General features: G+C 43.3%; 12 protein-coding genes. 8 read left to right on the top strand and 4 right to left on the bottom strand.

Annotation, left to right across the window (positions count from 1 at the left end; all coding sequences use genetic code 11):
• The first annotated feature begins 8 nt into the window (after positions 1-8).
• The 5 genes from ABD894_RS09670 to ABD894_RS09650 all read left to right on the top strand — a co-directional run bounded on the left by ABD894_RS09670 (position 9) and on the right by ABD894_RS09650 (position 4,998).
• Positions 9-1,493 carry a RagB/SusD family nutrient uptake outer membrane protein gene (locus tag ABD894_RS09670; RefSeq protein ID WP_345210814.1) on the top strand — a complete coding sequence of 495 codons (1,485 nt, stop codon included), beginning with the start codon at positions 9-11 and terminating at the stop codon, positions 1,491-1,493.
• Positions 1,494-1,511: 18 nt separating this feature from the next.
• Positions 1,512-2,207: a hypothetical protein gene (locus ABD894_RS09665; RefSeq protein WP_345210813.1), complete on the top strand. Its 696-nt coding sequence runs from the start codon at positions 1,512-1,514 to the stop codon at positions 2,205-2,207.
• A gap of 21 nt (positions 2,208-2,228) precedes the next feature.
• Positions 2,229-3,197, top strand: coding sequence for a DUF5007 domain-containing protein (locus ABD894_RS09660; protein WP_345210812.1), 969 nt, complete (start codon positions 2,229-2,231; stop codon positions 3,195-3,197).
• Positions 3,198-3,301: 104 nt separating this feature from the next.
• Positions 3,302-4,258, top strand: a complete 957-nt coding sequence (locus tag ABD894_RS09655; protein WP_345210811.1) for a hypothetical protein — start codon at positions 3,302-3,304, stop codon at positions 4,256-4,258.
• Between the two features lie 20 nt (positions 4,259-4,278).
• The gene (locus tag ABD894_RS09650; RefSeq protein WP_345210810.1) at positions 4,279-4,998 is read left to right on the top strand and encodes a basic secretory protein-like protein; all 720 of its coding nucleotides are present in this window, start codon (positions 4,279-4,281) and stop codon (positions 4,996-4,998) included.
• Positions 4,999-5,070: 72 nt separating this feature from the next.
• On the opposite strand, the gene ABD894_RS09645 is transcribed toward ABD894_RS09650, so the two are convergent.
• Entirely contained in the window at positions 5,071-5,883 is an 813-nt protein-coding gene (locus ABD894_RS09645; RefSeq protein ID WP_345210809.1) for an SDR family oxidoreductase, read from the bottom strand.
• 173 nt (positions 5,884-6,056) lie between these two features.
• On the opposite strand from ABD894_RS09645, the gene ABD894_RS09640 reads away from it, so the two are divergent.
• The 3 genes from ABD894_RS09640 to ABD894_RS09630 all read left to right on the top strand — a co-directional run bounded on the left by ABD894_RS09640 (position 6,057) and on the right by ABD894_RS09630 (position 9,976).
• Entirely contained in the window at positions 6,057-6,734 is a 678-nt protein-coding gene (locus tag ABD894_RS09640) for an MCP four helix bundle domain-containing protein (protein ID WP_345210808.1), read from the top strand.
• A 117-nt stretch (positions 6,735-6,851) separates the two neighbouring features.
• Complete coding sequence (locus ABD894_RS09635) at positions 6,852-9,353, top strand: AsmA family protein (protein WP_345210807.1); 2,502 nt, start codon at positions 6,852-6,854, stop codon at positions 9,351-9,353.
• A 71-nt stretch (positions 9,354-9,424) separates the two neighbouring features.
• Complete coding sequence (locus ABD894_RS09630; protein WP_345210806.1) at positions 9,425-9,976, top strand: cupin domain-containing protein; 552 nt, start codon at positions 9,425-9,427, stop codon at positions 9,974-9,976.
• Between the two features lie 179 nt (positions 9,977-10,155).
• Here ABD894_RS09630 and ABD894_RS09625 read toward each other — a convergent pair whose 3' ends face one another.
• The 3 genes from ABD894_RS09625 to ABD894_RS09615 all read right to left on the bottom strand — a co-directional run bounded on the left by ABD894_RS09625 (position 10,156) and on the right by ABD894_RS09615 (position 11,849).
• The gene (locus tag ABD894_RS09625; RefSeq protein ID WP_345210805.1) at positions 10,156-10,458 is read right to left on the bottom strand and encodes a hypothetical protein; all 303 of its coding nucleotides are present in this window, start codon (positions 10,456-10,458) and stop codon (positions 10,156-10,158) included.
• A gap of 4 nt (positions 10,459-10,462) precedes the next feature.
• Positions 10,463-11,182 carry a pirin family protein gene (locus ABD894_RS09620; protein ID WP_345210804.1) on the bottom strand — a complete coding sequence of 240 codons (720 nt, stop codon included), beginning with the start codon at positions 11,180-11,182 and terminating at the stop codon, positions 10,463-10,465.
• Positions 11,183-11,258: 76 nt separating this feature from the next.
• Positions 11,259-11,849: a Crp/Fnr family transcriptional regulator gene (locus ABD894_RS09615; protein WP_345210803.1), complete on the bottom strand. Its 591-nt coding sequence runs from the start codon at positions 11,847-11,849 to the stop codon at positions 11,259-11,261.
• Between the last annotated feature and the right edge of the window lie 301 nt (positions 11,850-12,150).

The raw sequence follows: 12,150 nt of genomic DNA, 5'->3' as shown, positions 1-12,150 counted from the left end.
AAAAAGCGATGAAAATACTTTCAAAAAAATATATAGCAGTACTGGGGTTAGCAGCCGGGCTGTTGGGTGCAAGTTCATGTAAAAAGATACTTGAGCTGGAGCCGCACAATACTACCTTCACCGGAGCTTACTTTACCAACGGACAGGATGCCAACACCGCTATTTCAGGTGCTTACTCCCTGTTGCGTTCGGCTTTGTTTGATAACTATTCCTACCATGTATTTGGTGATGCGCCTTCAAATGAATTTAGCATAAATGGTAGTTTGGATAATGCCAATTACAATATATCACGCGGAGAGTTTACCGGCCTTAACGTTGGCCCGGGTATATGGAACTGGAAAAACTATTTTAAGTTATTGCAGCAAATTAACCTTGTTATTAATAAGGTACCCGGCATACCGATTGAAAAATTCACCAATCAGGATGACAAGGCCCGTATAATAGGCGAAGCACACTTTTTAAGGGCTTATACCTATTTTTATATGAGCCGTGTATGGGGCGATATTCCACTTAAGTTAGCACCCGATCTAGATGTTTCGCAAGCTGTAAACGTACCCCGTTCACCAGCCGCCGCTGTATTAAAACAGTGCCTGGCCGATGTTAAAATAGCTGAAGATAATTTAACCTTCGGGTATAATGACGAGAACGAACGTGCCGTACGTGCCAACAAAGGCAGCGCTTTCGCTTTAGAAGCCCATATTAAAGCATGGCAACATGATTATGCCGGTAGTGAAGTTGCCGCTAATACGGTAATTACACAGGGTGGTTACGCACTTGCAGATTCATCTGAGTATGCTAAAGTTTTTATTGGCAAATCTCTTGAAGGTATTTTTGAAATAAACGTGAGTTACGGACAGGGTGAAGGCATATCGCTTAACGGCGGTGGTTACGCACCAACATTGGCAGCTCCGTTTATTGATAAAAGAACACAGGTTAACTGGCCAACCAATAAAGAATATATCAATAAGATATTTAAGGATTCAACAGATTTTCGTTACAGGAAGTTCTTATTCCAGGCGCAGTCTACTGTTGGGCAAACCATTAAATTTTCAAACATCACTTATGCCGATGGTTCAGCTAAGAATGACCCTCGTTTATCAAACAACCTGATCATTTTCAGGCTTGCAGATATAATGCTGTTAAGAGCCGAGGCGCTCAATCAACTTGGCCGCGACAACGAAGCTGTGATATTGCTGAACAGGGTTCGTCAAAGAGCGCATGTACCGTCAATTAACGGTGTAACCGGCGATGCGCTTACTTCCGTGATACTACAGGAACGTTTACGCGAATTGTATTACGAAGGTCAGTCATATTATGACCTGGTAAGAACACTGCATCAAGGCTCAACAACAGCGCATTACTTTGGCGATTATAATTCCGTTTTCAGTGATGACCGCATTAATACCGGCGGAGCTCTTTGGCCTATTGACCCTAATATGTTTAAAGATGATTTTGTGATAACTCAAACACCATACTGGCAAGGTAAACTGTAAACGTAAACTGATATGAAAATGAAACCATTAAAAATATTTATACTGGGCATTTTTGCTGTCCTTACCTTTTATTCATGTAAAAAAGACTACGTAATAGGTGGTAGCCTTTTCGAGGCAAAAGTGAACATGAGTACCTATGATTACCTGAAAACCAATCATAAGTTTGATACACTGCTGATCATGATTGATAAGATGAACCTGAAAGATGATGTGAATAAAAGCGGAACTTTCTTCGCTTTCACTAATTATTCAATACATGCTTATGTAAATCTTGTACAAAATCAAAAACGTGTACAGGGCGATGAAAACTTAGTTTTCACTTTTGACTCTCTTGAGTTAACTCCGCAAAGCCCGCTACGGGATTCATTGAAAGCCTATATGTTTAAAGACAGGATTGCTTATGATAATCTTGATGTTAAAGGTAAATATGTAGCCGCTAACGATGGCGAAAAACGATTGATACAGTTACGCCCTACTACCGATTACACAAGCGGGGTATTTACCACTTTGCCAAAGTACATTTTCTTTACTAAGCTGGTATTAACTGAAGATGGCAAACCACTACCTAATGATATAGATGGAGTGGCAGCCCTTAATGACGATCAGTTTTTAAGCACGCTTTGCCAAACAACAGGTATAATCACCACAACAGGAACACTGCACGTGTTAAGCGACAACCATACGTTCACCTATTTTGGCGATAAGAACAATTAACATACATTAATAATAACTAACATGAAAAAATTAATAAAACCAATACTTATTGCTTTAGTTATAGCTGGTGTATATTCATGCGTTAAAGCACCGCACGGCTACCTGAGCGATCAGATACGCTACCGCGATAACCCTATGCGTATACCACAAGGTATTATTGTGCAAACGGTTGCGGTTGATAATGACGGATCAAGCGCCCCGGTAACTTATGAATTATTAGATATACGCGACGCTGTTACCCACCAACATGCCGATTCGGTATACAAAGCACGCGGCCGGTATGTATTTTCATCGGCATTTGACCCTAATGTTATCACAACGGTTGAACAGTTAAATCAAATACGCTCAAAAATAGAAACACCTCCTTTTGAATTTAACTCACACACAGGTGCGTTTACTTTTTTACAAACCTCATCATTTATTCCTCTGGGTAAATATGAATTTGATATAAAAGCCACTAATGAGTTCGGTACAAAAACTTATAAAAATGTAGCCACATTTAGTGTTGAACCCGGCGATATCGCAAAAATTGACGCAGGTGGTGGCGCTTGGTTTAAAGACGGGACCGATCAAAATGGTGACATTGGCGAGCCAAAAGTTACCGTACAAAAACTGGCTTCGACAGGTACACTGGCTATCTTAAAAATTGTTGACAAAAATGGTGTTCCTTTCAACCCTAAAAACGGTGAATATTTGAAACGTGGCGACAGGAGTGATTTTGAAACATTTGCGAAATTCCACCCGCTTATTGTTTCAGATACTTCGTTAACCTGTAACTTCGAGGTAACCCCTTTCCCATTCCAGGGAGCTGCACAGGGCTTTACCATTTACTATCGTATACCTGGTAAATTCGCAAAAATTGATGATGGTTTTACACCAACTCCTGATAGGGGTTACAGTGCTAATCCACGTTTTACCGTGCGTTTATTTCAGGAAGGTACTTACCTGATAACTGTTAAAATGCAACACGTTACACGTGATGTATTATAGGTTTTAGTGAGCTATATCGTTTTACAGAATAGTTAATTATATTTGGGAAGCGTTCGCGAGGAACGCTTCCCTTTTTATAAACCACCAAATACCTCTTAATAACAATGACTATCATAAAATCGGCTGCCCTGGCAGCGTTGATCATCGGCGAAGTTTTTATTTCGTGCAGTAAGGATAAGGCCAGGCCATCCGATAATATCAATCCCCCCAATCCTATTGATACCATCAAAACACCTGTTGAGGCAGAAGCCGCTCCGCCCGAAAGATGGAAAGAGCACTGGTTTGAGCACAATCAAAACCTTACACGCGTGTATTATGATAGTGTTGTTGCTGTTTATTATGACAGTGATGTAAAACGCAGCATTACCTGGCCTTACAAAGTTATGGGTGATGTATGGCGCTACACTAAAAAAACTTACGGCGATTTCGGTACTGGCAAACGCCTTTACGTTATCTTCCACGCGGGTAAATATAGCGGCGGGCACCCGGCATCGTACTTTGATGCCAGTCACGATAACCGTAACGTGGTTGATATGGGTTCGAGCGATTTCAACGCGTGGCAAAATCCTACCGGTACAGATATCGCCATCCCTATCCACGAAGTGGGCCACATTGTAGAAGGCGCATCAAAAGGCATCAAAAATTCACCTTCGTTCCCGCTGTGGGGCGATAGCAAGTGGATGGAGATCTACATTTACGATGTATTGCTGGCTTTGGATAAAAAGGCCGAAGCGGACAAGATCTACAATGAAATGCAAACCCAAACCGACGATTTTCCGCGTGCAGGTTCGCAATGGTTTAAGAACTGGTTCTACCCTATTTACAGCAAATACGGCGGCGCAACGGTGTTAAACAAATATTTTGTTTTACTGGCTGCCAACTTCCCTAAAAATGGTAAAGAGTATAGCCGCGATTTAAACTGGGGCGAGTTTATCCACTTTTGGAGCGGTGCCGCGGGTGTTAACCTGAAAGAACAGGCTACCATAGCATTCGGCTGGCCCGATGAGTGGGAAACCCAATTTAAACAAGCTCAAAAAGACTTCCCTAACGTTAAATATTAATCAAGATCAAGCAGAAAAAAATGAAATTAAAAGTTACCGTATTTACAATTGCCGTACTATGCTGCATGCAGGCCTTAACGGCAAGCGCGCAAGGTAAATGGACTACCATAGGCACTTATCTTACCCGCGACTCTATCACTAAAAAAGGTTATACGCTGATATTCATCAACAAAGATTCAACCTTTGCGCAAGCGGCCGGTGATTCGGTTAAAACCCGCATGATAGACGCCTTTTTTAAAGTATACCCTGCCGAAGCAAAAAAATACAATAAGAAAACTACCCGCACGGTAACCTTTATTGTTGACCCCGGCTACAAAGGCGTGGCAGCTGCCAGCGATGGTATTATCCGCTTTAACCCAGGATGGATGCTGCGTAAACCTACTGATGTTGACGTGGTTACCCACGAAGTAATGCACATTGTACAGGAGTACGGTTACAGTGCCGGTCCGGTTTGGTTAACCGAAGGTATTGCCGATTATGTACGCTTTAAATTTGGTGTGGATAACGAAGGCTCAAAATGGACCATGCCCGAGTATAAAGAAACCCAGAGCTATAAAAACAGCTACCGCATTACCGCGCGCTTTTTTGTTTGGATAGAAAAAACCAACAATAAAAAACTGGTTGTGGAGCTTGATAAACGCTTAAGGGCGCACACTTACACTGCCGATACCTGGAAAGAACTTACCAGTAAAAACGTTGATGAGCTTTGGGCTGATTACGCTAAAAACCCGGTTATATAATACTGTATTACCACAGTTTAATATTACCACACAATTAAAGGCCCGCACTAAAAACGCAGGCCTTTTTTGTGTTTAACCGTTATCGGCAAAGCCGGGATAGAGCGTCATGCCCCCATCTACAAAAATGGTGGTACCGGTTATATAGTCGGCCTCGTCAGATGCCAGCCATACGGCCAGCTTGCCCACATCCTCGGACTGGCCTATCCTGTTGTAAGGTATCAGCTCCAACAGTTTATCCATCGCTTCGGGGGTTTCCCAGGCGGCTTTGTTGATGGGGGTTTTTATAGCACCGGGGCCTATACCTACCACACGTATTTTATGCGGAGCCAGTTCTTGCGCCATACTTTTCATCATCATCATTACACCGCCTTTGCTGGCCGCGTAATTAATATGGCCTGCCCATGGTATCACCTCGTGCACGCTACTCATGCAAATGATCTTCCCGGCGGCTTTGCTCCTGCTCTCCACCACACCACGCCGGATTAACTCGCGTGCAGCCTCCCTTCCACACAAGAACTGACCTGTAAGATTTACGTTGATCACCTTCTGCCACTCATCCAGCGTCATATCAACAAATTTAGCATCCTTTTGCATGCCCGAATTACTCACCAGTATATCAATAGTGCCGTAACGCTCAAACATGGCGGCAAACATGGCCTGCACATCGCTTTCGCTGCTTACATCGGCTTTGTGGGCGTAGGCTTCGCCGCCGCCTGCTGTAATTTCTTTTACGGTTTCATTAGCGGCTTCTTCGTTATGCGCGTAGTTGATCACTACCCTTGCCCCGGCTTTGGCCATGGCAATTGCCACACCTTTGCCTATCCCGCTATCGCCGCCCGTAATTAATGCTGATTGATTGTTGAGTGATTGCGCCATACGTTTCATTTTCTGCTAATTTAAGCGGATGGAGGGCTTTTTTGTTTGTTGCTTACACTTAAATATTCTTCACGATAATATACCCATAACGAAACCCTTGCTTTACAATTAATTTATACGGATATTGTATTGCATAACTATAAACCACCATCCTCCCCGCAGGGTTATTAATCTTTACAGCTATGAAATGGACGCTCTTTATTCAGCAGAAGACAAAAGTTGCCATGCTGCTTTTTTGCATCATGCTTTTCGCGATATTGACCAGTGTAATTGGCGGCCGCAACCTCGATAATATCAATTATTCGGTAAAATCAATTTATAACGACAGGCTGATTCCGGCTACCGACCTGTATTATATAAGCGACAACCTGCATAGTAAAAAGGCATTGCTCGAAAGCGCGCTTAACAATAGCGAAAATGTTACGGCTACCCATCAGCAGCTTAAGTATATCAACGCCAGTATCAGCAAGCTCATCACACAGTTTGAGGGCACCTACCTGGTAAAAAGCGAACCCGAATTTATAGATCAGCTTAAGCATAACAACAAATTATTGACCGTAGCCGAAGCAAGCATCATTAGGCTGCTGGCTGCTAATCAGCATGCCGAAGCCCATGCTGTTTATGATCAAAACGTGCTTAACACGCACAAAAACAGCATTACATTGCTGAGTAAGCTCATAAATATACAATCTGCCGTGGGTAAAGACCTTATTAAACAATCGGCATTTAACGCCAGTAGTTTCAACCTGCTGTCAACCTTGCAAATACTGGTATCGGTAATTATCGGGATGCTTATTATTAAGTTGGTTATCGCCTCAAAACTTAACAATACGGTTTATAAAAAATACAATATGAACTAAGCAGAGCGGCATTGCCAACTGCTTAAATATTCCTGTTGGGTTTAAGCCCGGGTGTTGGAATGTATTTTGCTTAACAGGCATATAATCTTTAGTACACGCATTTCAATATATATTTTTATGCCCAAATGGTTAAAAACTACGCTTAAGGTATTAGGGGGCTTTGTGGCCCTTATTATAATTATTTTTATAGGCCTTACCGTTTATGTAAGCTATAACAAGCAAAAGGTATTAACCTTGATAACCAATACGCTCAATAAAAGCCTCGATGGTTCATTATCCATCGGCGATATCGACCCTACCTTTTTCTCAGGCTTTCCGGGTGTATCGGTATCGTTAAAAAACGTATTGTTGAAAGACAACCAGTGGGCAAAACACCATCATACTTTACTGCAAGCAGGCGATGTAGGCGTATCAGTAAACGCGTTGTCGTTATTGATGGGCGATGTGGATATTAATAAAATTGTGATCAATAATGCGTCTATCGATCTGTTTACCGATAGCACCGGCTACAGCAATACGGCAGTGTTCGGCAAAAAGAAACCCGATCCTAATAAACCGAAAGACACTGAAAGCAGCGAGCCACCCATTATACAACGCATCAACTTTAATAATGTAAAATTCGCGGTAGATAACCGTAAGGCGTATAAACTATTCAAGTTTGAGGTACGCTCGTTAAAAGGTAAGGTTGATTACCCAAGCGAAGGTTGGAAAGCGCACCTGGATATGGATACCCGCGTGGTAAGCCTGGCATTTAACACCCGTCGCGGTAGTTTTATTAAGGATAAGGTACTGAAAGGCCCGTTTGATATTGACTACACTTCGGATAGCCAGGTGATCAACGTAGCGCCTAATAAGCTATACATTGGTGAAGACCTGTTCACCATTGGTGCGGTGTTTAACATGGCTAAAGACCCGGTTAATTTCACCATTAAGATTCATGCCGATGAGCTGTTATGGCGACATGCCGGCGCTTTACTGGCACCTAACATTACCGAAAAGCTGAACATGTTTAACCTGGCCAAACCATTGCTGGTAAACGCCACCATAGCAGGCGATTTTGGCGGCGGCGGCGATCCGGCTATTGATGTGGATTGCAAAGTGCGCAACAATACATTGACCAGTCCGGGTGGTACGGTGGAAGATTGTAATTTTGATGGGGTATTCACTAACAACTACGTAAAGGGTAAAGGTTTGGGCGATGAAAATTCGGCTATTAAACTTTTCCGCTTTACCGGCAAATACGATTATATCCCTTTTACGGCCGATACTTCTATTATCGCTAACCTTAATAAGCCGTTGGTGATAGGTACTTTCCGGTCAGATTTTCCGCTGATCAGGCTGAACCCTGTTTTGGGTGAAGAAGCCTTTAAATTCAGCAAGGGCAATGCCAAACTGAAGCTGCGCTATACCGCCGATGTTGTTGATTATAAACTGAACAAGCCCATACTTACCGGTATTGTAAGCATCAGCAATGCCGATATTAAATACCTGCCCCGTAACCTCGACCTGAAAAACACATCACTATCGATACATTTCGCGGGCGATAACCTGATGCTGAACAACATCCGTTTGCAAAGCGGGCGCAGCGTGGTTTTGATGGAAGGAAAGATCAGCAACTTTTTGAACCTTTATTATAACGCGCCCGAAAAGATCTTGCTGACATGGAATATCCGTAGTCCGCAAATGTATTTGGGTGAGTTTTTGGGGATACTGAACGCGCGTACCGTGGTAAAACGCCCCGTGAAACGCAATCCGCGAAGGTCAAACCTGGCCGACCAGGTGAACGCCATATTTGAAAAAGGCAGCGCCCAAATGCACCTGAGTGTAGATAAGGTATACTATAAAAAGTTTTTAGCTACTGATGCCAAAGCGGATATTTTACTGGCCAATAACAGCCTGCTCATCCGCAATGTAAGCGTTAAACACGCGGGTGGTTCGCTCAACCTTAACGGTAAGATCATCCAGAACGGGCCATACAACAGCTTCGCGATCAACAGCAAGGTAAACAATGTGGATATCAGCCATTTCTTTTACGCGTTCAGTAATTTCGGTTTAACCAGCTTAACATCCAGCAACTTGCGGGGCTATCTTTCGTCAACAGCTAATGTGAGCGGCCGTATCAGTAACACCGGCGATCTGGTGCCGCGATCGGTAAATGGCACCATCACTTTTAACCTTAAAGAAGGCGCTCTGCTATCCTTCGCCCCTATCAAAAGCGTGGGTAAGTTCGCATTTCCGTTCCGCGATCTGGATAACATCAAATTCTCCAATTTGGGTGGAAAATTCGACCTGCGCGGCAACCTGATCACTATTAATCCTATGCAAATCAATTCGAGCGTGTTGAATATGGATATTGCCGGTATTTATTCGCTTACCACGGGCACCAATATCGCATTGGATGTTCCCCTACGTAACCCGAAGGACGACTATAAAATAACCGACAAAGCCGAACGTGATAAAAAACGTATGAAAGGTATAGTGATACACCTGCTGGCTACCGATGGCGACGACGGCAAAATAAAGATCAAGCTGAACCGAAACCGCAAAAAAGATAAGGACAAGGATAAAGACGATAAAGAAAAGGAGCAGCAGGAAGATGTTGCCAAAAAAGAAAGTTAAATAGAAATATCAGGTGCGGCTGTAATGTTTTGCCGCTGTGTGCGTAATGTATTTATTAACCTTAAATACTTATGGCATACAGCGGTAAAATTTTGAAGAACCCCGTAACCGGGCAGCACATAAAATTTATACAAACGTATAATGATACCCAGGGCAAACTGCTGGAAATGGAGAGCACCTACCATGCCCGCTCTACCGAACCACCAGAACATTATCACCCTTATCAGTCGGAAGATTTTGAAGTATTGGAGGGAGAACTGCGTGTAAGAATAGATGGCGAAATACGTACCCTGAAACCCGGCGATACGCTGCACATCCCACCCAACAAAGTACACGCCATGTGGAACGATAACAGTACCAAAGCAGTGATCAACTGGCAGGTACGCCCTGCCATGCAAACCGAATACTTGTTTGAAACCACCTGGGGCCTGGCAGCTGATGGTAAGGTAAATGATAAGGGCATGCCCAATATTTTGCAGCTTGCCCTTACCGTAAATAAATTTTCGGATGTTTTCAGGCTGATAAAACCGCCCTATTTGGTGCAAAAGATAGGATTTGGTGTATTAACACCTTTCGCCTATTTGCTTGGTTATAAACCTACCTATAAAAAGTATATAGATTAATAATTTGAAGTTTACCCTACACGCCCACAGGTGTTGGGAAAGACTAATTTCTTAACCCGTCATGCCGAATTTATTTCGGCATCTCATTGGAAAAGTCTCAAATAAGCAAAGTGTTTACTCTACTCTTGGGATGCTGAAACAAGTTCAGCATGACATTGATTGTCTACCAACACCTTACCCTATACGCCCAGCGCCTGGTATATTTCGCAGCTTAATAGCCCGCTGCCGCCGCCATAGTGTTTAACCAGCGGAATATCAGCCTTGATAGCCCTGAAGATGATGCTTAGCTCTTTCTCTTCATCATCGAGCAGGCCGCCGCCAAACAGTACCACATCAAACGGGTTATTTTCAAAAGCATTAACGGCATCATCGGCGCTGAGTACGCCGGTGCCGTTCCATAGCTCATTATTATTGATGAGCCGCACAATGGTTTGTATAATGCCGGGATTGGTCCCAATCACTAAAATCTCCTTCTTCTCCATCTCCTTAAACATTAACAACCATTGGTACGTCCATCAAAAGCACCTGAACATCACTATCGGCCTTTATTTCTAAAGCGTCGATATCCCAAATTCCCATTCCATCTCTCTCGTTCAGGCTTTGGCCATTAACGGTAACATCCCCGCTTATCACAAACACGTATACCCCGTTACCGTTTTTCTTTATATTGTATGTAGCAGTTGTGTCCGCGGTTAACTGCCCTGTATGGAACCAGGCATCCTGGTGTATCCACACACCTGCATCATCGGCATTGGGCGATAATATCTGGTGCAGCACATTTTTTTCTGTAGTATTTATAGCAACCTGGTCGTAACGTGGCTGCACATTGCGCTTGTTGGGGTAAAGCCATATCTGCAAAAATTTAACCGCCTGGTTAGGGTTGTTGTTAAATTCGGTATGGTAAATACCTGTACCCGCGCTCATGGCCTGTATTTCGCCGGGCTTAATCACGGCTTCGTTATCCATGCTGTCGCGATGTTTTAGTTCGCCTGATAACGGTATGGAAATGATCTCCATATTATCGTGCGGATGATCGCCGAAACCGCGGCCGCCATCAACAGTATCATCATTCAAAACCCTTAGCGCGCCAAACTGTATCCTTTCGGGGTTATAATAACCCGAAAAACTGAAAGTGTGGTAGCTTTTAAGCCAGCCTAAATTTGCGAAGCCTCTTGTTGCTGCCTTGTGTATGATTGATTTTGCCATGACCATTTTGTTATTTGATACAACAAAAGTACGGCCGCCAAACCCGCAGGCACTTGATGTAGATTAAGAAATGAAACTACTTAGCCGGGCTGCGCAGTATTTTGGCCTGCATACGGCTAAAAAATTCGGGCGTTACACCTATATACGAGGCGATATCCTTTTTAGGCAACGCGTTGATAAGCGATGGGTACCGCTTACAGAAATTATTGTACCGCTCTTCGGCCGCGAGGCTCAGGTTATCCATCAGCCGTTGCTGATAGGCTACCAATGAATTTTCGGTAATGATGCGAAAGAAGCGCTCAAACTTGGGCACCTGTATATATAGTTTTTCCTGGTTGGCTTTCGAGAGCAGCAATATATCGGTAGGCTCGTTGGCCTCAATATTCAGGTTGCCGGGTTTCTGACTGATCAAACTATACATATCAGCTATCCACCAGCCCGGCGGCGCGAAATTCATTACGTGCTCAAAACCGTTATGATCTACCGTAAAACCCTTCATACATCCCGAAGTAATAAAGGCGGAGTACTTACATATTTCACCATCTTCCAGCAAAAACTCCTTGCGTTTTAACTGCTTGGTCTGCAACAGAGTAATAAAATACGCGCCCTCTTCGGGCGTAAGGTGAATGTATTTAGAGATGCTTTGCAGAATAAGACTGGTTTCCATATATGTAATTGACAGGGCAATTTAAGCATTTATGTATTATTAAGGCTTGGCTTTGTATTTCGCATTGCTAACCGCAGGTGTTGAGAATACCAATTTCTTAATCCGTCATGCCGAATTTATTTCGGCATCTCATTAGAAAAGGCTCAGGCAAGCAAAGTGTTCACCTTACTCGTGGGATGCTGAAACAAGTTCAGCATGACATTATGGTCTTCCTAATACCTTTTGCGTCACCGATGAAACTATTTTATAGCAGAATACTCAGGATTTGATCACCGACAGATAATTACCTCCCAAAGCAAAA

Origin of the sequence: Mucilaginibacter gynuensis, assembly GCF_039541195.1 — a bacterium.
GTDB classification, from domain to species: Bacteria; Bacteroidota; Bacteroidia; order Sphingobacteriales; family Sphingobacteriaceae; genus Mucilaginibacter; species Mucilaginibacter gynuensis.
This window is presented reverse-complemented; position numbering and strand designations above follow the sequence as displayed.

Bases quoted from the DNA above. Each gene is read 5' to 3' on its own strand.
- ABD894_RS09640 (WP_345210808.1), top strand. From the start codon at position 6,057: ATGAAATGGACGCTCTTTATTCAGCAGAAGACAAAAGTTGCCATGCTG.
- ABD894_RS09665 (WP_345210813.1), top strand. From the start codon at position 1,512: ATGAAACCATTAAAAATATTTATACTGGGCATTTTTGCTGTCCTTACC.
- ABD894_RS09625 (WP_345210805.1), bottom strand. From the start codon at position 10,458: ATGGAGAAGAAGGAGATTTTAGTGATTGGGACCAATCCCGGCATTATA.
- ABD894_RS09650 (WP_345210810.1), top strand. From the start codon at position 4,279: ATGAAATTAAAAGTTACCGTATTTACAATTGCCGTACTATGCTGCATG.
- ABD894_RS09645 (WP_345210809.1), bottom strand. From the start codon at position 5,883: ATGAAACGTATGGCGCAATCACTCAACAATCAATCAGCATTAATTACG.
- ABD894_RS09660 (WP_345210812.1), top strand. From the start codon at position 2,229: ATGAAAAAATTAATAAAACCAATACTTATTGCTTTAGTTATAGCTGGT.
- ABD894_RS09670 (WP_345210814.1), top strand. From the start codon at position 9: ATGAAAATACTTTCAAAAAAATATATAGCAGTACTGGGGTTAGCAGCC.
- ABD894_RS09655 (WP_345210811.1), top strand. From the start codon at position 3,302: ATGACTATCATAAAATCGGCTGCCCTGGCAGCGTTGATCATCGGCGAA.
- ABD894_RS09615 (WP_345210803.1), bottom strand. From the start codon at position 11,849: ATGGAAACCAGTCTTATTCTGCAAAGCATCTCTAAATACATTCACCTT.
- ABD894_RS09620 (WP_345210804.1), bottom strand. From the start codon at position 11,182: ATGGCAAAATCAATCATACACAAGGCAGCAACAAGAGGCTTCGCAAAT.
- ABD894_RS09635 (WP_345210807.1), top strand. From the start codon at position 6,852: ATGCCCAAATGGTTAAAAACTACGCTTAAGGTATTAGGGGGCTTTGTG.
- ABD894_RS09630 (WP_345210806.1), top strand. From the start codon at position 9,425: ATGGCATACAGCGGTAAAATTTTGAAGAACCCCGTAACCGGGCAGCAC.